The 23,871-nt window shown below is 58.7% G+C and carries 23 protein-coding genes and 1 pseudogene; 11 read left to right on the forward strand and 13 right to left on the reverse strand.

Translation table 11 applies throughout. The features are described 5' to 3' along the window. Nucleotides 1-3 precede the first annotated feature (3 nt). Nucleotides 4-93: pseudogene (locus TU86_RS23555) on the reverse strand (restriction endonuclease); the annotation flags it as partial. 71 nt (nucleotides 94-164) lie between these two features. On the opposite strand from TU86_RS23555, the gene TU86_RS00420 reads away from it, so the two are divergent. After that, nucleotides 165-1,286: an endonuclease NucS domain-containing protein gene (locus TU86_RS00420; RefSeq protein WP_048362349.1), complete on the forward strand. Its 1,122-nt coding sequence runs from the start codon at nucleotides 165-167 to the stop codon at nucleotides 1,284-1,286. Nucleotides 1,287-1,458: 172 nt separating this feature from the next. Here TU86_RS00420 and TU86_RS00425 read toward each other — a convergent pair whose 3' ends face one another. The 8 genes from TU86_RS00425 to exaC all read right to left on the reverse strand — a co-directional run bounded on the left by TU86_RS00425 (nucleotide 1,459) and on the right by exaC (nucleotide 10,174). Next, nucleotides 1,459-2,217 carry a LexA family transcriptional regulator gene (locus TU86_RS00425; protein WP_082152847.1) on the reverse strand — a complete coding sequence of 253 codons (759 nt, stop codon included), beginning with the start codon at nucleotides 2,215-2,217 and terminating at the stop codon, nucleotides 1,459-1,461. A gap of 227 nt (nucleotides 2,218-2,444) precedes the next feature. After that, complete coding sequence (gene ppa, locus TU86_RS00430; RefSeq protein WP_048362351.1) at nucleotides 2,445-2,972, reverse strand: inorganic diphosphatase; 528 nt, start codon at nucleotides 2,970-2,972, stop codon at nucleotides 2,445-2,447. A 101-nt stretch (nucleotides 2,973-3,073) separates the two neighbouring features. Continuing rightward, complete coding sequence (locus TU86_RS00435; protein ID WP_048362352.1) at nucleotides 3,074-3,886, reverse strand: M90 family metallopeptidase; 813 nt, start codon at nucleotides 3,884-3,886, stop codon at nucleotides 3,074-3,076. 15 nt (nucleotides 3,887-3,901) lie between these two features. Then, the gene (locus TU86_RS00440; RefSeq protein WP_048362353.1) at nucleotides 3,902-4,549 is read right to left on the reverse strand and encodes a DedA family protein; all 648 of its coding nucleotides are present in this window, start codon (nucleotides 4,547-4,549) and stop codon (nucleotides 3,902-3,904) included. 239 nt (nucleotides 4,550-4,788) lie between these two features. After that, nucleotides 4,789-5,598: an ethanolamine ammonia-lyase subunit EutC gene (gene eutC / locus TU86_RS00445; RefSeq protein WP_048362354.1), complete on the reverse strand. Its 810-nt coding sequence runs from the start codon at nucleotides 5,596-5,598 to the stop codon at nucleotides 4,789-4,791. Nucleotides 5,599-5,600: 2 nt separating this feature from the next. Then, entirely contained in the window at nucleotides 5,601-7,001 is a 1,401-nt protein-coding gene (locus tag TU86_RS00450; protein ID WP_048362355.1) for an ethanolamine ammonia-lyase subunit EutB, read from the reverse strand. 52 nt (nucleotides 7,002-7,053) lie between these two features. After that, nucleotides 7,054-8,502: an ethanolamine permease gene (eat, locus tag TU86_RS00455; protein WP_048362356.1), complete on the reverse strand. Its 1,449-nt coding sequence runs from the start codon at nucleotides 8,500-8,502 to the stop codon at nucleotides 7,054-7,056. 151 nt (nucleotides 8,503-8,653) lie between these two features. Then, nucleotides 8,654-10,174, reverse strand: coding sequence for an acetaldehyde dehydrogenase ExaC (gene exaC, locus TU86_RS00460; RefSeq protein ID WP_048362357.1), 1,521 nt, complete (start codon nucleotides 10,172-10,174; stop codon nucleotides 8,654-8,656). A 345-nt stretch (nucleotides 10,175-10,519) separates the two neighbouring features. Between exaC and TU86_RS00465 the strand changes: the two genes are divergently transcribed. The 4 genes from TU86_RS00465 (at nucleotide 10,520) to TU86_RS00480 (ending at nucleotide 14,796) form a co-directional block, all read left to right on the forward strand. Next, complete coding sequence (locus TU86_RS00465; RefSeq protein ID WP_048362358.1) at nucleotides 10,520-12,406, forward strand: sigma-54-dependent Fis family transcriptional regulator; 1,887 nt, start codon at nucleotides 10,520-10,522, stop codon at nucleotides 12,404-12,406. A 134-nt stretch (nucleotides 12,407-12,540) separates the two neighbouring features. After that, the gene (gene mpl / locus TU86_RS00470; RefSeq protein WP_048362359.1) at nucleotides 12,541-13,890 is read left to right on the forward strand and encodes a UDP-N-acetylmuramate:L-alanyl-gamma-D-glutamyl-meso-diaminopimelate ligase; all 1,350 of its coding nucleotides are present in this window, start codon (nucleotides 12,541-12,543) and stop codon (nucleotides 13,888-13,890) included. Beyond that, nucleotides 13,887-14,516 carry a flavin prenyltransferase UbiX gene (gene ubiX / locus TU86_RS00475; protein WP_048362360.1) on the forward strand — a complete coding sequence of 210 codons (630 nt, stop codon included), beginning with the start codon at nucleotides 13,887-13,889 and terminating at the stop codon, nucleotides 14,514-14,516. Before mpl ends, ubiX begins: the two co-directional genes overlap by 4 nt. After that, nucleotides 14,509-14,796, forward strand: coding sequence for a YceK/YidQ family lipoprotein (locus TU86_RS00480; protein ID WP_048362361.1), 288 nt, complete (start codon nucleotides 14,509-14,511; stop codon nucleotides 14,794-14,796). The genes ubiX and TU86_RS00480 overlap by 8 nt, the downstream gene beginning before the upstream one ends. A gap of 9 nt (nucleotides 14,797-14,805) precedes the next feature. Here the strand turns inward: TU86_RS00480 and TU86_RS00485 are convergent, their stop codons facing one another. Continuing rightward, entirely contained in the window at nucleotides 14,806-15,447 is a 642-nt protein-coding gene (locus TU86_RS00485) for a Rossmann-fold NAD(P)-binding domain-containing protein (RefSeq protein ID WP_048362362.1), read from the reverse strand. Between the two features lie 61 nt (nucleotides 15,448-15,508). After that, a complete protein-coding gene (locus TU86_RS00490) occupies nucleotides 15,509-17,191 on the reverse strand; it encodes a C13 family peptidase (RefSeq protein ID WP_048362363.1) in 1,683 nt (560 codons plus the stop codon). A 170-nt stretch (nucleotides 17,192-17,361) separates the two neighbouring features. Between TU86_RS00490 and TU86_RS00495 the strand changes: the two genes are divergently transcribed. The 3 genes from TU86_RS00495 to TU86_RS00505 are packed head-to-tail and all read left to right on the forward strand — an operon-like array spanning nucleotide 17,362 to nucleotide 19,038. Next, entirely contained in the window at nucleotides 17,362-17,724 is a 363-nt protein-coding gene (locus tag TU86_RS00495; protein ID WP_048362364.1) for a CidA/LrgA family protein, read from the forward strand. Continuing rightward, nucleotides 17,721-18,437 (forward strand): LrgB family protein, encoded by a 717-nt coding sequence (locus tag TU86_RS00500; protein WP_048362365.1) that lies wholly within the window; start codon nucleotides 17,721-17,723, stop codon nucleotides 18,435-18,437. Before TU86_RS00495 ends, TU86_RS00500 begins: the two co-directional genes overlap by 4 nt. Before the next feature lie 10 nt (nucleotides 18,438-18,447). Then, a complete protein-coding gene (locus TU86_RS00505) occupies nucleotides 18,448-19,038 on the forward strand; it encodes an LON peptidase substrate-binding domain-containing protein (protein WP_048362366.1) in 591 nt (196 codons plus the stop codon). A 101-nt stretch (nucleotides 19,039-19,139) separates the two neighbouring features. Here the strand turns inward: TU86_RS00505 and TU86_RS00510 are convergent, their stop codons facing one another. Both TU86_RS00510 and TU86_RS00515 read right to left on the reverse strand, forming a co-directional pair. After that, the gene (locus TU86_RS00510) at nucleotides 19,140-20,456 is read right to left on the reverse strand and encodes a bifunctional DedA family/phosphatase PAP2 family protein (protein ID WP_048362367.1); all 1,317 of its coding nucleotides are present in this window, start codon (nucleotides 20,454-20,456) and stop codon (nucleotides 19,140-19,142) included. 25 nt (nucleotides 20,457-20,481) lie between these two features. Beyond that, a complete protein-coding gene (locus TU86_RS00515; RefSeq protein WP_048362368.1) occupies nucleotides 20,482-21,162 on the reverse strand; it encodes a DNA-3-methyladenine glycosylase in 681 nt (226 codons plus the stop codon). Nucleotides 21,163-21,338: 176 nt separating this feature from the next. Between TU86_RS00515 and TU86_RS00520 the strand changes: the two genes are divergently transcribed. The 3 genes from TU86_RS00520 (at nucleotide 21,339) to rsfS (ending at nucleotide 23,867) form a co-directional block, all read left to right on the forward strand. Next, the gene (locus TU86_RS00520) at nucleotides 21,339-22,610 is read left to right on the forward strand and encodes a glutamate-5-semialdehyde dehydrogenase (RefSeq protein WP_048362369.1); all 1,272 of its coding nucleotides are present in this window, start codon (nucleotides 21,339-21,341) and stop codon (nucleotides 22,608-22,610) included. A 25-nt stretch (nucleotides 22,611-22,635) separates the two neighbouring features. Continuing rightward, on the forward strand, nucleotides 22,636-23,301 hold the full coding sequence (gene nadD, locus TU86_RS00525; protein ID WP_162207794.1) for a nicotinate-nucleotide adenylyltransferase: 666 nt from the start codon (nucleotides 22,636-22,638) through the stop codon (nucleotides 23,299-23,301). Nucleotides 23,302-23,372: 71 nt separating this feature from the next. Next, a complete protein-coding gene (gene rsfS / locus TU86_RS00530) occupies nucleotides 23,373-23,867 on the forward strand; it encodes a ribosome silencing factor (RefSeq protein ID WP_048362371.1) in 495 nt (164 codons plus the stop codon). Nucleotides 23,868-23,871 lie beyond the last annotated feature (4 nt).

The following is a 23,871-nucleotide window of genomic DNA, read 5'->3' on the forward strand; positions in this document are numbered from 1 at the left end:
GATTCGCCAGCGCTTGGCCTGAACGTAGACCTTCCCAAGCCCCAGCTTGTCGAGCGACATAATACCGTCGATACCGGCGTCACCAGGGCCGCCTTGACCAATCGCCAAGGAAGCAATCACCATGTTTTCAATTTCGCTGATGAAAATTCCCAAGGACTCACAACTTGCCTATCAAAACGGATGTCTGGACCGTCGGCCTTGCACCGAACAAGCTGCGCCAAAGTCGATTGGCCAGCGAGCAGCTGCTGGAAGAGATGATCATCAGCTCGCCAAGCATTCTCTCGGATGAGTGGATGCTTATAGGTAGGCAAGAAAGCACTGGTATGGGGGGGCGCATTGATTTATTGGCCATTGCTCCTGATGGAAATCTGGTACTAATTGAGCTCAAACGAGACCGCACGCCCCGTGAAGTCGTTGCTCAGACCCTCGATTACGCCGTGTGGGTCGAGAGTCTGCGTGAGAACGAAATCGCGGCGATTTACCAACGGTTCCGCCCCGGAAGCAGCTTGTATGCAGATTTTCTAGCGCGCTTTGGTCGTGTGCTAGACGACGATGATTTGAATAAAAGCCACCAACTGATCATCGTCGCCACGGAGTTGGATGTCAGCAGCGAGCGAATCGTTGAGTACCTCAGCAAGCGAGATATTCCGATCAACGTGCTCTGTTTTCAAATTTTCCAGGTGGGCGATCAACAGCTACTGAGTCGATCCTGGTTACTCGATCCTGTTCAGACTCAAGTGAACGCAGCGTCGACGAGCGAAGGGCATACCGAGCCTTGGAACGGTGAGTTCTACTGTTCCTTCGGCGATTCTGCCTCGCGCTCATGGGCCGATGCTGTGGAGTTCGGTTTTATTTCCGGCGGTGGAGGCGCGTGGTACAGCAAGACCCTGCAGCTCCTCTCTCCGGGAGACCGGATCTGGGTAAACATTCCGCAGCAAGGCTATGTCGGCGTAGGACGCGTTCTTGGCACGTCCACACCTGCGAACGAGTTCACAGTGATGCAAGACGGCGAGGAGCGGCCGGTGCTAGAGGTCGCAACGCGCGCCCACTATCATGCAGAATTTGCTGACGATCTGGAGCGCTGCGACTATTTTGTTCCGATCCAATGGCTGCAAAGCGTACCGGTGAGCCAGGCAGTACGAGAGATTGGGATGTTTGGGAATCAGAATACGGTTTGCCGCCCAACTACGCCGAAGTGGCGGTGGACGATTGATCGATTAAAGCAGCGATTTCCGCGTTTCGATGAAGTCGTAGCTACTGAGGTCGCGAGCGTTCCTGGCAGTTGATAAATTGGACAGCTGCCTGCTGCCCAATTACTTGTTCAGTAGCACTTACAGTCAGTATCTCTTTTCTAGTCTGGAGAAAGTCCCACCTGCGGTGGGACATGCAATTACTTAAAGGGAGTGATGTTTCCTAGCTAAAACCTGCGCGCCTTGTAGCTGGGCGCAGGTTATTTGTTTATTCATTTAACAGGCTCGGTACTGATGGCCTGCGTGTGTTGAGTGTCGACCACCAAAAAACCCAGCCCAAAATACGTATGTCCAAGGCTCGGATGTGTTCGGCACTGAAGACTTCGTCCGGGTATTCCTTGCCGTTGTGGCTACGCAAACGCAAACCGTCTTTGGGCTGGCGGTAGACGTATTTGATGCGCAGCATGCCGTCCTGTTCCAGGGCATAAATTTCGCCGTCCACGATGTGAGTCAAGCTGCGATCAATAGCAATCGTCGAGCCGCTCTGGATCTTGTGCGACATGCTATGGCCAATCATAGGCACGCAAATGGCGTTCTCGGCGCTGACGTCTGCGGCATGCAAGATCGAGCAGTCGAGGCGAACCCGCTTGCCGGGAATTTCAACGACACGGGTTTTTTTTGTCCCGCATGGGCTGAGCACTTCGTTGTAAAACGGAATGTGGATGTCGTTTTTATCAGTGATCAATTTAGTGTTTAGGTTGGGGGGAGAACCCACCTCGCAGGAGGGTGAAGACGTCGTAGGGTTGGAGATCGGTACCGTTGGATGTTTAACCCCTTCACCCGTGCGCAGCCATCGGCTGTTAACACATAGGAGCTCAGAGATTTCGTCCAGGCGGGCCATCGGGATACCCCGCTTGAACCAGTTGTTGACGTGCTGCGGCGTAACGCGCCGATTGGCAGCGAAGTCCGAAGCAGATAAATGGCACTCCCTTAAAAGGAGTCTTAGACGATCACCGGATGTATTCATGCTGGCGGATTTTACGGAGAAGAGATCACTGTTTAAATAAACTAAACGTTCAAAAAACGCTCAAAAAAAAAGACTTCTCCTGCTTTCGCAGGGTTATTTCCTACGCGTGCTGTGTGCCTTATTTGGTGGGTGTGAACAGGTTGTTTCCTTGCGTTTATGCAGGCATAAAAAAACCCCGGGAACCGGGGTTTTTATGTAGGAACTTGCCGAAGCCAGTTCACCCACATTTAGCCTTTGTAGGCGGCAACTGACTTGGTGATCTCAGTGCGGGCAGCTTCTGCGTCGCCCCAACCTTCGATTTTCACCCATTTGCCTTTTTCGAGATCTTTGTAGTTCTCGAAGAAGTGCTGGATCTGCTGAATCAGCAGGGGTGGCAGGTCGGTGTACTCTTTGACGTCTACGTACAGCTGGGACAGCTTGTCGTGAGGCACTGCTACTACCTTGGCATCGCCGCCGCCGTCGTCAGTCATGTGCAGAATGCCCACGGGACGCGCGCGAATAACCGAACCTGGCGCAACCGGGTAAGGGGTCACGACCAGCACGTCGAGGGGATCACCGTCGTCAGCCAGGGTGTTGGGGATGAAGCCGTAGTTGGCCGGGTAGAACATCGGGGTGGCCATGAAGCGGTCAACGAACAGGCAATCGCTGTCTTTGTCGATTTCATATTTGATCGGCGCGTGGTTAGCCGGAATCTCGATAGCGACGTAGATGTCATTCGGCAGGTCTTTGCCAGCCGGAATTTTGCTGTAGCTCATTGGGCGGTGCCCCCGTTAGTAGGCCAGTTTACTTGGCCGATTTGGCCAAAAAGTGGCGGCGATTATAGGCGTATTCCTGCAACGACGTCACGCTTGGGCGATCAGTGCGGTGCGCGGTATTGGGGGTGTTCGCTTTGTAGCTTTTGCAGGCGGGCCAGCGGATCTTGACGGTAAAACAGGCAAAGCTGCTGATAAACCTGCGCATAGGCATGGTTGAGCAGGTCAGGGGCCGTGAAAAAGTATTCACTGATGACTGCAAAAAACTCCGCCGGGTTCTCGGCTGCATACGGGTCGATGGGCGCGTGATCGGGGTCATGGTGGTCGAGGTAATGGTTGAGGTGGTCGTACGCCTCTTGCATGGCGTGGGACCAGTCGCTGACGTTCATGCCGGGATGCAATGGCGGCATGCCATTAGCTGTACCGTTGAGCATGTCGAGCTTGTGCGCCAACTCGTGGATCACCAGGTTGCTGGCGTCCCAGCCTCCACCCGCCAACACGCCAGGCCAAGCCAGCACGACCGGTCCGTGTTGCCACGCTTCACCACTGTGATGACCTTCCCATTCGTGCTCCACGCCACTGGCGTCGAGATGACGCTGTGGACTGACGAAGTCGTTGGGGTAGAGCACGATCTCGTGAAAGCCCTTATACCAGTCCAGATCGCCCAGGTTCAGCAGCGGTAATTGCGCCTGAGCCGCCAGCAGCAACCGGCTTTCATCGTTCAGTTCTACGCCGGGCATCGGCGTCAGGTGCTTGTCCTGCAAAAACAGCACGCTGTGTTCGCGTAGCCACCGGTCTTGTTCGTCATCCAGACCATCAAGGATGCTCAGTCGCTGGCGCACGTCATGCCACGTATCGGGCGCCACCGGGTGCTGGGCAAGAATCCTCTGGCGTCTCCATTCGCTCAGTGACCACATGTCGGTTTATCTCGTTCAGGCTTTAGAGGGGCTGCGACCGAACCGGCTGCGAACCACACCAATAATCATCGGTATCAGCGATAGCAGAATGATGCCCACCACCAGCAACGACAGGTTTTTCTTGATGAACGGCACGTTGCCGAAGAAGTATCCCAAGGTCACCAGGCCGCCGACCCACAGCACGGTGCCGAATACGCTGAACATAAAGAAACGCGGGTAAAACATGCGCGCCACGCCTGCGACAAACGGCGCGAAGGTACGGAAAATCGGCAGAAAACGCGCCATGGTCACTGTTTTGCCGCCATGACGTTCGTAGAAGTCATGGGTTTTTTGCAGGTAATCGCGGCGGAAAATTTTCGAGTCAGGGTTGCTGAATAACCGCTCCCCGACCGTTCGTCCTATCACGTAGTTGGTGCTGTCACCCATGATTGCTGCCAGCATCAGCAAGCCGCCTAATAACACGGGGTCCATACCGCCACCGGCAGCTACAGCGCCTGCGATGAACAGCAGTGAGTCACCGGGCAAGAACGGCATGACCACTAGGCCGGTTTCGCAAAAGATCACCAGGAACAGGATGGCGTAGATCCATGGCCCGTAATTGTTAACCAGCATGTCGAGGTACACATCGAGGTGCAAGATAATGTCGACCGGGTTGAAATCCATGTAAAGCACCTGTGTGGATGACCCGGCTCAGCAGGTCTGTGCGGGGAAAAAGGCAGTTAACTACAGCGTATGTAGTGTTTTCGTACATTTTGAACGGAGAGGATTATACGGATTGACGCAAATTCTGCTTCCAGAGTTTGTAGCGAAGCATGTATTGATGAATGCCGATCCGTCATCACTCCAGCCTGTGACGGTCGTCATGGTAATACATGCCGTACCTTTGCAGCGGTTACGTGTTTTTACTCGCCCTTGAGCAGGAAGTTTTCGCGGGGAGCGCCTGCGTCCAGCGTCTGCACCTGGGCTTCGTCTTTGAGATTGACCCCCGACAATTGTCGACGGCAGGCCTCGCGCATCAAATACGCCAGCCGATGGGCGGCCATGCCATAGCTCAATCCCTCAAGCCGCACGTTGGAAATACAGTTGCGAAAGGCATCGGTCAGCCCCACTTTCGGCGCATAGGTGAAATACAGTCCCAGGCTGTCGGGTGAACTCAGGCCGGGCCGCTCGCCAATCAGCATCACCACCATTTTTGCCCCGAGCAGCTCACCAATTTCATCGGCGACCGCGACGCGGCCTTGCTCCACTAGCATCACTGGCGACAGCGACCAGCCCTCAGCGGCGATGTGCTCTTCCATGCGCGCCAAAAAGGGCACGGTATGACGATGAACCGCCAGCGCCGACAAACCATCGGCCACGACCACGGCCACATCGACCCCGCCGGGGTGGGCCTGCGCATATTCGCGCAAGTGCTGTGCCGAGTCTGCGTGTAACTGTCGGCCAAGATCAGGACGTTGCAGGTAGCTGTGGCGATCAGCGGCGGCGCTGTGCAGCAACAAGCTGTCACGGCCTCGCTCGTGAAGTTCTGCGCTCAAGGCGGCGTGATCGAAGGGCAGATGCACCGCATCGCGTGCCTGCGCATGGGCGAATTGAAAGTCCAGCTGCGCATGGGTCGGCAAACTGGTACCGGTGCGGCCCAGCGCAATGCGCGCCGGGGTCAGCGTGCGCAGTTGCAGCCATAGGTTGTGGCTGTCGGTTGGGGTATGGGCCATGTTCAACGTCCTCCCAAGTGGGTCAGCGCCTGACGAAACAGCGGCGGTAGTTGATGACCAAATTCAATGCGGCCGTCGTTTTGGGTAAAAATGCCGACCTTGCTCAACCACTGTTCAAACTCGGGGGCGGGTTTAAGGCCCAAGGTTTTGCGCGCATATAACGCATCGTGAAAGGACGTGGTCTGGTAATTGAGCATGATGTCGTCCGACCCCGGAATACCCATGATGAAATTGATCCCGGCCACGCCGAGTAACGTCAGCAAGGTGTCCATGTCGTCCTGATCGGCTTCGGCGTGGTTGGTGTAGCAGATGTCGCAGCCCATCGGCACCCCCAGTAACTTGCCGCAAAAATGGTCTTCAAGCCCGGCACGGATGATCTGTTTGCCGTTGTACAGATACTCGGGGCCGATAAAGCCGACTACGGTGTTGACCAAAAACGGCTTGAAATGCCGCGCCACCGCATAGGCGCGCGTCTCACAGGTTTGCTGATCGACACCAAAGTGCGCATTAGCCGACAACGCACTGCCTTGGCCTGTCTCGAAATACATCAAGTTGTTGCCCAGTGTGCCGCGATTGAGGCTTAAACCGGCGTCGTAACCTTCTTGCAATACATTCAGATTAATCCCGAAACTGGCGTTTGCCGCTTCAGTGCCCGCAATTGACTGAAACACCAGGTCCAACGGCACACCCCGATTGATCGCTTCAATTGAGGTTGTGACGTGGGTCAGCACGCACGATTGCGTAGGGATCTCATAGCGCTGAATGATCGCGTCGAGCATGTTCAGCAAATCGCAGATCGAGGCAATGCTGTCAGTGGCCGGGTTGATGCCAATCATGGCGTCGCCGTTGCCGTAGAGCAGGCCGTCGAGAATGCTCGCGGCAATCCCGGCCGGGTCATCGGTGGGATGGTTGGGTTGCAGGCGCGTTGACAGTCGCCCACGCAGGCCAACGGTGCCGCGAAACTGCGTGACCACACGGATTTTTTGCGCCACCAGAATCAGGTCTTGCACGCGCATGATTTTTGACACAGCGGCTGCCATTTCAGGCGTAAGCCCTGGCGCCAGGGCGCGCAAGCTGTGTTCATCGGCGGCATCACTGAGCAGCCAGTCACGAAAGCCCCCCACTGTCAGGTGGCTGACGGCGGCAAACGCCTGAGCGTCATGGCTGTCGATGATCAGGCGCGTGACTTCATCGGCCTCGTAAGGAATCAGCGCTTCTTGCAGGAAGTGCGAGAGCGGGATGTCAGCCAGCGCCATTTGCGCGGCCACACGTTCGCCATCGTTGTGCGCGGCTACACCGGCCAAAAAGTCCCCGGAGCGTGCGGGGCTGGCTTTGGCCATCAGCTCTTTGAGGCTGTCGAAACGGTAAGTCTGAGTGCCCACCGCGTGAGAAAACGTTGCCATACAGGGTGCTCCTTGACGCCAGACGCAGGGCGTCTGGCGGGATTCTCAGCGATCAGTGCAAGGTTTGTTCGGCCTGTTGAATCGCCGCAAATTCTTCTTCAGGCGTACCGGCTACCAAGTGATGCCGACTGTAGAAAGCAAAGTAAGCAATTAATACTCCATAGATCACCGCCGCACCAATCACCACCCGCGGGTCGACCAGGAAACCGGCCACGACCGCGACGCAGGCGAGCACCAAGGCGATGCCAGAGGTGAAAATACCGCCCGGTGTGCGATATGGACGCTCCATTTTGGGGCGACGAATGCGCAGGGTGATGTGCGCGGCCATCATCAGTACGTAGGAAATGGTCGCACCAAACACCGCCACCAGAATCAGCAAATCACCTTGCCCGGTCAGCGACAGGCCAAAACCGATGATGCCGGGGATGATCAACGCCAGTACCGGCGCTTTGCTCTTGTTGGTTTCGGACAGCTTGCGAGGCAAATAACCTGCACGAGACAGGGCGAAGATCTGACGCGAGTAGGCATAAATGATCGAGAAGAAGCTGGCGATCAAACCGGCCAAGCCGACCAGATTGACGAAGCCGCCCATCCAGGTAGAGCCGCCATACGCTTTGCTCAGCGCTTCCACCAACGGGTTACCCGAGGCCATTAAGTGATGTGCCCCCGCGCCGCCGGGGCCAATCACCAAGATCAGCAGGGCGAAGGTCACGAGCACCAGCATGGCGCCAATCAAACCGCGCGGCAGGTCCCGCTTGGGGTTTTTGGTTTCTTCGGCGGCCAGCGGCACGCCTTCTACGGCGAGGAAAAACCAGATGGCATAAGGAATGGCCGCCCACACGCCGACATAGCCGAACGGCAGGAACGGGCTGGCGCCCTTGGCGTTGCTCACCGGGATGTCCAGCAGGTTGGCGACGTTGAAGTGCGGCACCATTGCGACTAAAAACACGCCCAAGGCAATGGCGGCCACGGCGGTGATGATGAACATCAATTTAAGGGCTTCACCGACACCGAAAATGTGGATGCCGATAAAGATGATGTAGAACGCCAGGTAGATCATCCAGCCACCAATCCCGAATAACGACTCGCAGTACGCGCCGATAAACACAGCGATGGCGGCGGGGGCGATGGCGTATTCGATCAGGATCGCGGTACCGGTCAAAAAACCGCCCCAGGGGCCAAAGGCGCTGCGGGCAAAGCCATAGCCGCCGCCCGCTGTCGGGATCATCGAGGACAATTCGGCCAGCGAGAAGCACATGCACAGGTACATGGTGGCCATCAGCAAGGTTGCGAGAAACATTCCGCCCCAGCCGCCTTGAGCCAGCCCGAAGTTCCACCCGGCGTAGTCACCGGAAATCACATAAGCAACGCCCAGCCCTACGAGCAGGACCCAACCGGCGGCGCCTTTTTTCAGTTCACGTTGTTGAAAGTACTCGGAGCCGACTTTTTCAAAGTCGACCGAAGAGGGGGCCGCAGTAGCGGCATTCGGTTCGCTAGGCATGTGATTTCACCTGTTCTTTTATAGTTAGGAAATTTGACAGGGTGTAAAGCAAGAGCCGGGCCATAGGCCCTGAGGTAGAGCGGTGTAGACCTGTAGCTGACGCCGGCTGCGATCTTTTAAAGATCAAAGATCGCACCCAGCGGGGGATTTTTTAGAAGAAACCCAGCGGGTTGATGTCGTAGCTGACCAGCAGGTTTTTGGTCTGCTGATAGTGGTCGAGCATCATCTTGTGGGTTTCACGGCCGACACCGGACTTTTTGTAGCCGCCGAACGCCGCGTGTGCGGGGTACAGGTGATAGCAGTTGGTCCACACGCGACCGGCCTTGATTGCGCGGCCCATGCGGTAAGCGCGGTTGATGTCGCGGGTCCACAAACCGGCACCCAGACCGAATTCAGTGTCATTGGCGATGGCCAGCGCTTCGGCTTCGTCTTTGAACGTGGTGATGCTGACCACCGGGCCAAAGATTTCTTCCTGGAACACGCGCATTTTGTTGGTGCCCTTGAGCAGCGTCGGCTGGATGTAATAGCCGGTTGCCAGGTCGCCTTCGAGCTTGGCCACTTGGCCGCCCGTCAGCAACTGCGCACCTTCTGCCTTGGCAATTTCCAGGTAGGACAGGATCTTGTCGAACTGCTGTTCGGAGGCCTGAGCACCGACCATCGTGTCGGTGTCCAGCGGGTCGCCACGTTTGATCGACTCCACCTTCTTCATCACCACTTTCATGAAATCGTCGTAGATCGACTCCTGAATCAGCGCGCGCGAGGGGCAAGTGCAGACTTCGCCCTGGTTGAAGAACGCCAGCACCAGGCCCTCAGCGGCTTTCTCAATGAAGCTTGGTTCGGCTTGCATGATGTCGGCGAAGAAGATGTTGGGCGACTTGCCACCCAGCTCCACGGTGGAGGGAATGATGTTCTCAGCGGCACATTTCATGATGTGCGAGCCGACCGGGGTTGAGCCGGTGAAGGCGATTTTGGCAATGCGCTTGCTGGTCGCCAGGGCTTCGCCTGCTTCTTTTCCGAAGCCTTGCACCACGTTCAACACGCCCGGTGGCAGCAAATCGCCGATTAACTCCATCAGCACCGTGATGCTCAACGGCGTTTGTTCGGCCGGTTTGAGCACGATGCAGTTACCGGCGGCCAGCGCTGGCGCGAGTTTCCAGGCGGCCATCAGCAGGGGGAAGTTCCACGGGATGATTTGCCCGACCACGCCCAGCGGTTCGTGGATGTGATACGCAACCGTGTTGCCGTCAATTTCGGCGGCGCTGCCTTCCTGAGCGCGGATGCAACCGGCGTAGTAACGGAAGTGATCGGCGGCCAATGGCACGTCGGCGTTCAGGGTTTCGCGCACTGCTTTGCCGTTGTCCCACGTTTCGGTCACGGCCAGCAGTTCAAGGTTTTGTTCGATGCGATCCGCGATTTTCAGCAGCACCAGCGAGCGCGCCTGCACTGAGGTTGCACCCCAGGCATCGGCGGCGGCGTGAGCTGCGTCGAGGGCTTTTTCGATGTCTTGCGCCGTCGAACGAGGAAATTGAGCGATGGGCTTGCCGTTGACCGGCGAGGTGTTGGTGAAGTATTGGCCGTTGACCGGCGCCACGAATTCGCCGCCGATGTAGTTACCGTATTGGCTCTTGAACGAGACGATCGAGCCTTCAGTACCGGGTTGTGCGTAACGCATGGTGAGTGTCTCCTGGCTTTATTGTGCTTATGGGAGGACGCGCGGTGGCGTTGCCCCAAGCAGGAGCAAAGGTCGGGCCAAATTGTCGTGAGCGCTCTAAAGCGGAGCTTTCAGGCGTTGGAGCGAGGTGCGTCAGCGAAACGATGTGTCACGGTCGACACAGTGGTGGTGACACTTTGTGCCAAAAGCGGTACAGCGTGTGACCAGTCAGTCAGATGACGATTGCAATGCCAGCAGTGCAAGAGGATGCTGATGGCTCGGTTTGGACTGGTTCTTAGGGGTTGCTCGCGGGTCATTTTCCCCGTGCACGCTAAGACCGCCGAGACAGAGCGGAGAACAATAAAAATGCGCAGTGCAGATATCAGTCGGCACGCCCGACAAGTCATCGACGTCACCCAGGGCCATCCTCAAGGATGCGACCCGTCTATCGTTCGCTCCTGGCAACGCTGCCTGGAGGATTACCACCTCGATCCCGCGCAAAACATCGCCCCTACGGTGCTTGAACATGGGCGCATTCTTGAAGGCCGCGAGCGTCTGCAACAGGTGTTGCACATTGCCGGTCATGAAATGAACAGCCTGCATCAACAGCTTTCGGGGGCCGGTCATGCGGTGCTGTTGACCGATGCGCGGGGCGTGATTCTTAACTGTGTGACCGCACCTGCCGAGCGCAAAGTGTTTGAACACGCAGGTTTGTGGCTGGGGGCGGACTGGAGCGAGGCCCGTGAAGGCACCAATGGCATCGGCACCTGCATGGTTGAGCGCCAGGCGCTGACCATCCATCAGGACGAACACTTTCGTGGCCGTCATACCGGCCTGACCTGCTCGGCAAGCCCGGTGTTCGACCCGCAGGGAGAACTGCTGGCAGTGCTGGATGTGTCTTCGGCGCGCCATGAAGTGTCGCGCCAGAGCCAGTTTCATACGATGGCGCTGGTCAACCTCTCTGCCAAAATCATCGAAAGTAGCTACTTCCTGCATCACTTTGAAGGCCTATGGCTGCTGCGTTTTCATCTGCAAGCTCAGTCACTCGGGCTGTTTAGCGAAGGCATGCTGGCGTTTGATGGCGACGGGGTGATCTGCGCGGTGAATCAAAGCGCGCTCAACCTGCTGGGCAAAGCCCGTGACGGGCTGGTGGGGCACAACATCGATGGCCTGTTCGACAGTTCGGGCGATGAGCTGTTTGCCCGTGCGACCCCGCAAGCCAGTGCCAGTTGGCCATTGTGCACCCGTGACGGCCGTTATTTATTTGCCGCATTGCGTGGTCCGGCGCGCACGGTGCCCAGCCCTGTTCGTGTTCAGCCTGAGCCGGTGCGCGCGCAAACAAGCAGTATTTGTTTGGGCGATGACGCGTTGCAAAACGACTTTCGGCGGGCCTTGCGGGTGTTTGAGCGCGACGTGCCGTTGCTCATCAATGGCGAAACCGGCTCGGGTAAAGAAGCCTTTGCCAAGGCCGTGCACCAGGCCAGCTTGCGCACTGGGCAGCCGTTCGTAGCGCTCAACTGCGCCGCGATCCCCGAAAGCCTGATTGAAAGCGAATTGTTTGGCTACCGCGGTGGCAGCTTTACGGGTGCGCGCAAAGAAGGGATGCAAGGCAAGTTGCAGCAGGCTGACGGCGGCACCTTGTTTCTGGACGAAATCGGCGACATGCCACTGGCCATGCAAACGCGGCTGTTAAGAGTGCTGGAGGACCGCTTGGTGGTGCCGATTGGCGGTGAGCCACAAGCGGTCAACGTGCGCATCATCAGTGCGACTCACCGCAACCTGCTGGAGCGGGTGGCCGAGGGCAGTTTTCGCGAAGATCTGTTTTACCGGTTGAACGGGCTGGAAATCGCCTTGCCTGCCTTGCGTGATCGCAGTGACAAGTCGCAGTTGCTGGATTTTCTGCTGGCCGAAGAAGCAGGGCAGGAGCCGCTGGTCATCCAGCACGAGGCGCGAGACGCCTTGCTGAACTTTGCCTGGCCGGGCAACGTGCGGCAAATGCGCAACGTGCTGCGCACTTTGGCGGCGTTGTGTGAGGGTGGCGAGATCAAGCTTCAGGATCTGCCTGCCAACATGCGGACAGCGCCTGTGGGGGCGGTTGCGCCTTCAGAGCAGCCGCTGGAAGAGGCCGAGAAAATGGCCTTGCTGATGGCGCTGCAATTGCATCGCTGGCACATGACCCACACCGCGCTGCAACTGGGGGTTAGCCGCAATACGCTGTATCGCAAGCTGCGCAAACATGGGATCGAGCGTTAAGGCTGGCCCTCACCCTGACCCTCTCCCTGCATCAGAGCGCCAGGGTGAGGGTCAGGGGCTAACGTCCCCCGAATCATCAGGTGCGAAAAAAAGCCTCCTACGCTACCCTTCGCCGATGATTTACGAGGTCGACTATGCACATTCATATTCTTGGTATTTGCGGCACTTTCATGGGGTCGCTGGCGGTATTGGCCAAAGAGCTGGGCCATCACGTCACAGGCTCCGATGCGAACGTCTATCCGCCAATGAGCACCCAGTTGCAAGCTCAAGGCATTGAGTTGACTCAAGGCTACGACCCTGCCCAGCTCGACCCCGCGCCTGACCTGGTGGTCATTGGCAACGCACTGTCGCGCGGCAATCCGGCGGTCGAGTACGTACTGAACAAGGGCCTGCCTTATGTGTCTGGCCCGCAGTGGCTGGCTGACCATGTACTCCAAGGTCGCTGGGTGCTGGCCGTGGCCGGGACCCATGGCAAAACCACGACCAGCAGCATGCTGGCCTGGGTGCTTGAGCATGCGGGCATGGCGCCGGGCTTCCTGATCGGTGGCGTACCGCAAAACTTTGCGGTCTCGGCCCGTTTGGGCGACACGCCTTTTTTTGTGGTCGAGGCCGATGAGTACGACAGCGCCTTCTTCGACAAACGCTCAAAGTTTGTGCATTACCGCCCGCGTACCGCGATTTTGAACAACCTTGAGTTCGATCACGCTGATATCTTCCCGGATCTGCCCTCGATTGAGCGTCAATTCCACCATTTGGTCCGCACGATCCCGAGTGAAGGACTGGTGATTCACCCCACCACCGAACCTGCGTTGCAGCGGGTCATCGAGATGGGGTGCTGGACGCCGGTGCAAACCACGGGCGAGGGCGGTCAATGGCAGGCGCGCTTGCTCAGTGCCGACGGTTCGCGCTTTGAGGTGCTGTTTGACGGCGCCGTTCAAGGCACCGTCGAGTGGGACATGACCGGGCAGCATAACGTCGCTAACGCCTTGGCAACCTTGGCCGCTGCGCGCCATGTGGGCGTGGTGCCGAGCATGGCCATTGACGGCTTGAGTGCGTTTAAAAGTGTGAAACGGCGGATGGAAAAAGTCGCCGAGGTCAATGGCATCACACTGTATGACGACTTTGCGCATCACCCAACGGCCATTGCCACCACGCTGGACGGCCTGCGCAAACGCATTGGCGATGCGCCGCTCATCGCCGTCATCGAGCCGCGCTCCAACTCCATGAAGCTGGGCGCCCACCGCGACGGTTTGCCGGGCAGTGTGGTGCAAGCCGATCACGTGGTCTGGTATGCCCCGGCCAATCTGGGGTGGGATCTGGCGGCTACCGTCGCCTCCAGCCCCGTGTCCACACAGGTGTGCGATTCGCTGGAGGCGATCATTACGGACGTCAAAACCCACGTTAAACCGGGCGCGCATGTGGTGATCATGAGCAACGGCGGTTTCGGCGGGTTGCACGGCAAATTAGCGGATGCATTGCGATGACCGGCCCGGAACGCATCACGCTGGCCGTGACGGGCGCCTCGGGCATGCAATATGCGCTGCGCCTGCTCGATTGCCTGGTGCGCGAAGACCGCGAAGTGCATTTTTTGATCTCCAAGGCCGCGCAATTGGTGATGGCGACCGAAACCGACGTCAACCTGCCGCCTAAACCACAAGCCATGCAGACCTTTCTGACCGAATACACCGGTGCGGCAGCCGGGCAGATTCGCGTCTACGGCAAAGAAGACTGGATGTCGCCCGTGGCTTCCGGCTCTGGCGCGCCTGCTGCGATGGTGGTGGTGCCGTGCTCCACGGGCACGCTGTCGGCCATTGCCACCGGGGCTTGCAACAACTTGGTCGAGCGTGCGGCGGACGTGACCCTCAAAGAGCGGCGCCAGTTGATTCTGGTGCCGCGAGAGGCGCCGTACTCCAGCATCCATCTGGAGAACATGCTCAAGCTGTCGAACATGGGCGCCGTGATTTTACCCGCCTCGCCGGGTTTCTATCACCAGCCGCAAACCATCGATGACTTGGTCGACTTTGTAGTGGCGCGGATTCTCAATCTGCTTAACATCCCGCAGGACATGCTCCCGCGTTGGGGCGAGCACCATGTGGGCGGCGATGAGTAAAGCGCTGCTGGCCTTGCTGGCGGTGATGCACATCGGGGGCTGCGCCAGCGTGCGTACGCTGGACGCGGCCAAGCCGGGCGCGCCGGTGGTGTACGCGGGCACGCGGCTGGATTGGTATGCAATGCAGGGTGGTTGTTGTGCGCTGGACCGGTTTGGCGCGCAAGCCCCGCGCTACCCGGGGCTGGATCTACCGGCCAGCGCGTTGCTCGATACGGTGTTGTTGCCGCTGTCGGTGCTGACCGTTCTGGGCGTCGGGTTTCAGGCCAGCGGCGGGCTGTAGCCAGTGGGGTTACTTGCCCAACTTTCTCAGCTCGTCCGACTCAACCACTCGCACACCGTTTTGCTCTTCCAGTGCCAATCGCCACAGAGCACGGGCAAGCTCGCAGGCTTCAATGCCGCGGTACTTGCCGGGCACCAGCTTGGACAGTGTGGCCGCAATTTTTTCCACTGGCCGCTCTTCCAGGCGCTCACCAATCAGCACCGAGGGGCGTGCAAGGGTCAGTTGCGGCCAGCCTTGAGCGCGTAAAGATTGCTCCATCTCGCCTTTGACCCGGTTATAGAACACGGAAGATTTGGGGTCAGCCCCGATGGCGCTGACGACGATCAAGTGCCGTGCCCCCATCTCCCGCGCACGCTTGCCAAATGCCACGACCATGTCGTGATCCACAGCGCGAAACGCTTGTTCCGAGCCTGCCTGTTTGATCGTGGTGCCCAAACAGCAGAAGGCCACCTCGACCGGGCCGCTGAGCTGAGGTAAAAACACCGCAGGCTCACCCACCGGGTTGTCCAGGTGCGGGTGTTCGGCCAATGGCTTGCGCGAGGGTGCGAGCACGCGTTCGATGGTGGGCTCGTTAAGCAAACGGTCGAGCAAAAGCTCACCGGTCAGGCCGGTGGCACCAGCAAGCAAGATGTGCTTAGGCGTCAGGTACATGCGAGTTCTCCCTTAATACAGTCAGCTTAGTCACTCTGGGGGTGCATGCTGTTCAATCGGTTTAGTGCAGCGCCTGCCGGGCCTGGTGCTCGCGCAAGCGTTGCCAGCGGCTCAATACACCTTTAGGCGCCCAGATTTGTGGCTCAGAAGGCTCGAAGTTATCGGTTTTTTCGCGTTCGGCGACGTACTGCCTGGCCAGCGCGAAAGCTTTTTGCAGATCGTCAGTCTGGTTCAGGGCTTGGGCAAACAGGGCATTGCCGAAGTAAGTGAAGTCGGCTTCTTCCGAGCAGCCAAACGACACTTTGTTGGCCTCGGACGCGGTCATGATCAAGGTTCTTTCATCCTTGAGTGCCGGTATGAAACCGCCGGAGTAGCAGGCGGAAATCACAATGACTTTGTTGCGATGCTTGAGGGGGGCAAGAGCGGCTGCCAAATCTTCGGCAGGCAGGTCGGCCAGTTCAAGGCGAGGCTGGTCCAGCACCAGTTCGTGATCGTGGGTGCCGTGGCTGGTCAGGTAAATGAAGACCAAATCTTCCGGGCCGGTGCGCTCGGCCAGGGTTTTGGCGGCGCGGTGCAGGTTTTCGCGGGTGGCCATAGGGCGATCCATCAAGTGATCGCGATGGTTGACCAGTCTGATCTGGCCGCGGCTGCCGAAACGGCTGGCGAGCATGTCGCCGACGTAGTCGGCTTCACGCAAGAACACGCTTTGCTTGCCGTCGCCCCCCAGTACCAGGCTGTACAGCTCAATGGCCGGGGTGGACTGCGGCACCGCTTTGAGGGCCTTGTCCAGTAGCTTGCCCTGGTTGATTAAACCCAGCTCCAGCGGGTCGGGCAACAGGTTGCCTTTATCGTCGCGTACCCGCAGGCCGTTGATCCAGTAGCCCTTTTCGACCGAGCCGTCGCTCAGCGTCAAGGTGCCGTAGCCCTGATAGGTGTCGTTGGCAAAGTCTCCGACGTAGGTACTGCCGTCTGCAAGGCTGAGTTCGCCCGGGCCATTAAACCGCCATTCACTGAACTGGCCGCGATAATGACTGCCGTCGATGCCAATGAACTCGCCTTTGCCAGTGAGGGCGCCATCCTTGAACTCGCCGATCCACACATCGCCGTCTGCGTTTTCGTAGCGGCCTTTGCCATTGAGCTGGTTGTCTTTGAATTCGCCTTCGTACTGATCGCCTTCGGCACTGTTGAAAATGCCGCTGCCTTCAAGTTGACCGTTCACAAAGGTGCCTGTGAACTCATTGCCGCTGGCATCGCTGCGTTTGCCCTGGCCGTGGGGTTTGCCGCGCGCGAACTGGCCCTCATATTGGCTGCCGTCATCGAGTTCAAGGTGGCCGTTGCCCCAGAACTGGTCATCTTTGAACTCGCCGCGATAACTCATGCCGCCTTCTTTAAGCGTGCCTTCACCTTCGCGCCGGCCCTGCTTGAAGCCGCCCATGTAATCGCTGTCGTGGGTGATCAGGCTGCCCTGGCCGCTGTATAAACCTTGCTCAAACGCGCCACGGTACACATCGCCATTGCTGGCGTGCCATTCGCCCTGGCCCTGGAACACCCCATTGCTGAAATTACCTGCGTACCAACTGCCATTCGGGTAGTCGATGCGACCCGGGCCTTGCAGCAACCCATTGACCACTTCACCGCGATAGCGTCCGCCATCGGGCAGGCGCGCGTCCGGCGGCAATAGCGATTCACCGTCGCCACAGGCCGTCAGCAGCAGGGTCAAAGCGAGGGGGGCAAATGGGCGCATGGCAGGATCCGCAAAGTTAGGCCACCGAGTATGCCGCAGCTAAGGAAGCCGCTCTATAGGGCCACATGAAACATCCTGAGATATTCACCGGCCGATCATGGCGTTAGCCATGCCAGCGGGCGGGGAGCGTGCCTATAATGCGCCGCAAAAAAGATCGCTGGAGATGTGAAATGTTGTTACGCGGCCTGACCTGGCTGGTGCTGTTTCAATTGCTCGGCACCGCCCTCAATCATGTGTTCATCCCCGTTTTGCCCGGCCCCATTATCGGGTTGCTGCTGCTATTGGCGTTTCTGGTGGTGCGCGGCGAAGTCTCCGAGCCGTTAAGTCAGGCCGCCAGTGGTCTGCTGCGCTACTTGCCCTTGCTGTTAGTGCCGCCCGCCGTGGGGGTGATGGTTTACGCGCGCGATATCGCGGCAGATTTTTGGGCCATTGTCGGGGCATTGGTACTGTCGCTTTTAATCTCGATGGCCTTCGTCGGTGTGTTAATGCAGCGTTTGCTCAAACGTCATCAGCACCCTGAGGAACGGTCATGACCCTGGAATGGCAAGGTGCCTGGTACGCCGTGATTCATCACCCGCTGTTTGGTATCGGCATCACTCTGGGTGCTTATCAACTGGTGCTCGCAGCGTTTGAGAAAACCCGCTGGATCTTTCTACAGCCCGTGCTGGCCTCGATGTTGTTGGTGATTGGCGTGCTGCTCAGCTGCGGCCTGAGCTACGACGAGTACCGCAATAGCACTGACATTCTGAGCATTCTGCTGGGGCCTGCCACGGTAGCTTTGGCGGTGCCGTTGTACTTGAACCTGCGGCGAATCCGGCAACTGTTTTGGCCCATCTTTACTACGCTGGTGATTGGCGGGGTATTTGCGACCGGTCTCGTGGTGCTGTTGGGCGCCTGGTTCGGGACGGAGCACAGAGTGCTGATGACGTTGGCGCCCAAGTCGGTCACTTCACCGATTGCCATGCTGGTGGCAGAGCAAATTGGCGGTGTGGCGGCGTTGGCGGCAGTGTTTGTACTGATTACAGGGGTTATTGGTGCGATCGTCGGCCCCAGCCTGCTGAGTCTGTTGCGCGTTCACAGCACCGAGGCGCGCGGCATGGCATTGGGGATGACGGCGCATGCGGTGGGCACATCGGTGGCCTTGCAAGAAAGCGAAGAGTGCGGCGCCTTTGCGGCGTTGGCGATGAGTTTAATGGGCGTGGGTACGGCGGTATTTTTACCGCTGGCCGTCAGCCTCGTGGTGTAAGGACGTAGACATGACATTGCCGTTGTTTCCCCTCAGTACCGTGCTGTTTCCGGGGTGTGTGCTGGACCTGCAAATCTTTGAAGCGCGCTACCTCGATATGATCGCCCGCTGCATGAAGCAGGGCTCCGGCTTTGGTGTGGTGTGCATTCTTGAGGGCAGCGAAGTGGGCGACGCCCCGCAAGACATCGCCCTGATCGGGTGTGAGGCACTGATCCGAGACTTCAAGCAGCAGGACAACGGGCTGCTGGGCATTCGTGTCGAAGGCGGGCGGCGCTTTCAGGTCTTGAGCACGCAGGCGCAACCCAATCAGTCATTGCTGGCCGAGATTGAATGGATGGATGAAGTTGCCGAGCAACCGCTGGGTGAAGAAGATCAAGACCTGCTGGCGTTACTCAAAGCGTTGGCAGAGCATCCCATGGTGGCGGCTCTGGAGATGAACACCGAGGTGTCGGGGCAGCAGTCACTGGGCAATCAGCTGGCGTATTTGTTGCCTTTTGCCGAAGAGGACAAGCTCGAACTGCTGCAAGTCGATGACCCGCAGCAGCGCCTTGATGGTATTCAAGTGTTGCTCGACGAGATGCAGGCTGAAGTCCTTAATTGAACCGTCGCTGTTTTGGCGTGGCTGACGGGTCATGCGAGGCTGCGTCTGAACGCAGCCCCGTACCTCGGCAGCTCCTGCAAAATGAGCTGCGTTTTTGGCTATCAATAGGCGTAGCGCAGCAGCTCTTTGGACAGGTGCCCGAGCATAAAAAAGCCGTACAGCGCGGTGCCCGCGGGTAAAATCACCCACCAGACTTTTTGCGGAACCGGGCTGAGCGGCATAAAGCGTTGGCTCAGGGCGAGTGCAAACGCATTGACTGTAATCGCCAGTAATGCGCCGGCCATGATGTCTGTTGGCCAATGAGCGCCCAGGTAAACCCGTGACATGGCGACCGTGATCGCCAGCAGGCACCCCAGCAACACCCACGTCACGCGCATGCGTTGCGGTTGCTCGCGTCCGGCCAGAATCGCCAGCGCCACAAAAAATGCAAACGCCCCCGAACTGTGCCCGCTGGGCATGCTGTAACTGGTGAGCGGGTCGACCAATACGTCAGGGCGCATCCGTGCAAAGAAGTGTTTGGTCGTGGTGTTGGCCACTGCGGTAAACAGCGTGACTCCACCGAAAAAGAACAGGGCGCGCCATTGGCGGGTTAACAGCAAAATGACGCAGACCACGGCGGCAGCCAGGAACTGGGTGCGGAAGTTGCCAATTTGCGTCACCAGGACCGCGGCCATGTCCATCGCACTGCTGCGATGTTCTTGCACCAGTGCCGAGATGCCCCGGTCCAGAGCGCTGAGGTAGGGGTAGCCGACGAACACTGCCAGCAGCAGGCTCAGGCTCAGGGCACCGATCAGCACCGTCGCCCCGGATTGGCGCCGGATGCTGGCATTGATGCTCAGGCCCAACAGCGCGGCCAGGCCGACCGCAACCATCGCGGCTTGCGGCCAGAACCCTTCGGGCAAGGGCAGGCGGATGGCGGCCCCGGTCGCCCAACCGGGCAGCAAGTACGCCACTGCCCAACCCATGCCGGCCAGCAGGCTGACACCAATAAAGCGCGGGATGGGCATGTCGCACATGCCCGCCACCATCGGCAGCATCGGGCGCAGCGGGCCGATAAAGCGGCCAATCAGCAAGCTGACAATACCGTACTTGTGAAAGTAGCTCTCGGCGCCGTTCATCCATTGAGGATGCGTGCGTAATAGCGGTAATCGCCGAATGTTTTGGTGGAAGCGTCTGCCCAGTGCGTAAGACACCACGTCACCGAGCAGGCCGCCGAGAAAGCCCAGTAACAAGGTTTCACCCAATGACAGGGCGCCGCTGCCGGCCATGACGGCAATCGCAAACAGCAAAACGGTGCCGGGCACGATGATCCCGGCAATTGCCAGACACTCCACGCACGCCACAATAAATACCGCGAGGCCCAGCCACTGCGGGTTGGCTGTTAGCCAGCCAGTTACGCTATCGAGCCATGGGCCCATGTTTCAACTTCCTTTTGATCGTTATTTAATCGGCGGTGCAGGTGTGTTGCAGCGTCACATAGTCCCGGCCTTCAACCTGCCCGCGGCGTAGCGGGTTACGTGTGCAGTGCGCGGCATAGTCGGCATCGACAAAGCGGTACATCAGGTGCTCGTCACGTCCGCGAGGGATGCCCAAACGCGTGGTTTGAAGGATGTGCGAGGGTTGTTGTGCGACGTCATCGACGCGTAAACGTTCAAGGTCGAAACATTTTGCATCCCATTCGCGCACTTTCAGCCCCAAGGCTTTACACAGCAGCGTTTGCCCGGCGCAGAGCCTGGCCGCGGGGCGCGGATTGCCGTGTGTGTCCGGATTGTTGCGTTGCATCTGCGCCAGGCTGTCAGGGCCTGAGAGCGCGTCAACCCACGGGTACGCCGACTTGATCAGTACCGCATTGCCGGGGCCGTGGGCGCTAAAGTTCAATGAATCACCGCCGCGAGCGTAGTACATGTAAATGTGCCCGCCATCCATAAACAGCGCTTTGCGTTTTTCGGTATAGCCCAATGACGCGTGGCTGCCCTTATCGACGCAGTAATAGGCTTCGGTTTCGATAATGCGCGCGCTCAGCCACAGCCCGTTGACTCGATGGCGGATGACTTTGCCCAGCAGTTCGCGGGCGACGCGCTGGGCGTCACGGTCAAAAAATGAATCCGGCAGTACGTTCGGCATCTTCGGATCGATTAATGGATGGCTGAAAAGGGGCAGATCATAGCAAGACCTGCTTAATTGGGGCTGAACGCAGTGTATTTACAGCCCATTTCGACCATCCGCCTGCCACCGCTGTGCGTGAGGCGGCGGGACCGCTATAATCGGCCGCTTTCCTCCCTGCCAAGACCATTGAGACCATGACTGAGTCCGTTCTTGACTACATGACCCGCCTGGGTCGCGCCGCTCGCCAAGCGTCCCGTGTGATTGGCCGTGCCAGCACCGGGCAAAAAAACCGTGCCCTGCTGGCGGCTGCCGCGGCATTGGATGCTGCCCGTCCCGAACTCACCGCTGCCAACGAGCAGGATCTGGCGGCGGGGCGTGCCAATGGTCTGGAGCCCGCGATGTTGGAGCGTCTGGCGCTGACCCCTGCGCGCATCGACGGCATGATCGTCGGTTTGCGGCAGGTGGCCAGCTTGCCGGACCCGATCGGCGCGATTCGCGACATGAGCTACCGGCCTTCGGGCATTCAGGTGGGCAAAATGCGCGTGCCGCTGGGCGTGGTTGGCATTATTTATGAGTCGCGCCCCAATGTGACCATCGATGCTGCGAGCCTGTGCTTGAAGTCGGGCAACGCGACTATTTTGCGCGGTGGCTCCGAGGCCATTCATTCCAACCGTGCGATTGCCGCCTGTATCCAGCGAGGCCTGGCTGAGGCCGGTCTGCCGGCGGCAGTGGTGCAAGTGGTTGAAGTCACGGACCGTGCCGCCGTCGGTGCATTGATCACCATGCCCGAGTATGTGGACGTGATCGTGCCGCGCGGTGGCAAAGGTTTGATCGAGCGCGTGAGCCGTGACGCCCGTGTTCCGGTCATCAAGCACCTGGACGGCATCTGCCATGTATACGTGAGTGCCCAGGCGGATCTGACAAAAGCGCAGCGTATTGCGTTCAATGCCAAAACCTACCGTTATGGCATTTGCGGGGCGATGGAAACCTTGCTGGTCGATCAGGCGGTGGCGGCGCAGTTCTTGCCGGCAATGGCCGAAGAGTTTCGTGCCAAAGGCGTCGAGCTGCGCGGTTGTGAGCGCACGCAGGCACTGATTGACGTGGTGGCTGCCACTGAAGACGACTGGCACACCGAGTACCTGGACGCGATTTTGTCGATCCGTATTGTCGACGGTCTGGACCAGGCGATTGAACACATCAATCACTACGGCTCCCATCACACCGACTCGATCGTGACCGAACACCAGGGCGACGCACGGCGTTTTATGGCCGAAGTGGACTCCAGTTCGGTGATGCTCAACACCCCAACCTGCTTCGCCGATGGATTTGAATACGGATTGGGTGCGGAGATTGGCATTTCTACTGATAAGCTGCACGCCCGCGGCCCGGTGGGTCTCGAAGGTTTGACCTGCGAGAAGTACATTGTGGTCGGTGATGGGCAGCTGCGCGGTCAGGAGCCTGCTTGAGTTGGCCGACCTTGACGCGCCAATGATGGCACCGCTGAACGACGCGTTACCCCGGCGCATTGGCGTGTTGGGTGGAACCTTCGATCCGGTGCACATCGGGCATTTGCGCGGTGGGCTGGAAGTGGCGGAAATGATGGCGCTCGACGAGCTGCGTCTGACCCCCAACGCCAGGCCACCCCACCGCGACACCCCGCAAGTGTCAGCGCACGACCGTTTGGCGATGGTTGAGTGCGCCGTCGCCGGAGTGGCTACGCTGGTGGTTGACGCCCGGGAACTGCAACGGGACAAGCCGTCCTACACAATCGACACCCTGGAACTGATGCGGGCCGAGTTGGCCGCCGACGACCAGTTGTTTTTATTGCTGGGTTGGGACGCGTTTTGCGGCCTGCCCACGTGGCATCGCTGGGAAGAGTTGCTCCAGCATTGCCATATCCTGGTGCTACAGCGCCCGGATGCCGACAGCGAACCGCCGGATGCCTTGCGCAACCTGTTGGCGGCGCGCTCGGTAAGCGACCCGCTGGCCCTGAAAGGGTCGAGCGGACAGATTGCATTCGTCTGGCAGACACCGCTCGCGGTATCCGCCACCCAGATCCGTCAACTGCTGGCCAGCGGTAAGTCGGTACGTTATCTGGTGCCCGACGCGGTCCTGGCCTACATCGATGCGCACGGGCTTTACCGTGCGTCGAACTGAAAAAGGCGTGGTTCAAGGCACGATTTGACGTGTATTGAACCCCCCGAACATACGAGCAAAACGAGTTTTATATGACCAACAAAGATGTAAGCAAAGTAAAACGCAAAGGCACCTTCAAGAGCGCTCCGCTGCCAGAAAAAACCTTTAGCGCCGAGCCGCTCAAAGGCGACGAGCTGGTCAAGGTTGCTGTTGCCGCGCTGGAAGACGTCAAAGCCCAGGACATTCAGGTAATTGATGTGCGCGACAAGCACAGCATCACCGATTACATGATCATTGCCACCGGTACCTCGAACCGTCAGATCGGCGCAATGCTCGACAAAATCCGTGAAGCGGTGAAAGCCCTGGGCGTCAAGCCATTGGGTGAAGAAGGCAAGGGCGACAGCGATTGGGTTCTGCTGGACATGGACGACGTGATCGTTCACATGATGACCGCCAGCGCCCGTCAGTTCTACGACCTGGAGCGTCTGTGGGCCGGTGCCGAGCAAAGCCGTGCAGGCAGCGCTGCTCACCACAGCCCTGAAAACACCCATGAGCATTTCCTCAAGCTCAACAAAGACCAGGAATAAGGGT

This window comes from Pseudomonas weihenstephanensis, assembly GCF_001043055.1.
Classification (GTDB): Bacteria; Pseudomonadota; Gammaproteobacteria; order Pseudomonadales; family Pseudomonadaceae; genus Aquipseudomonas; species Aquipseudomonas weihenstephanensis.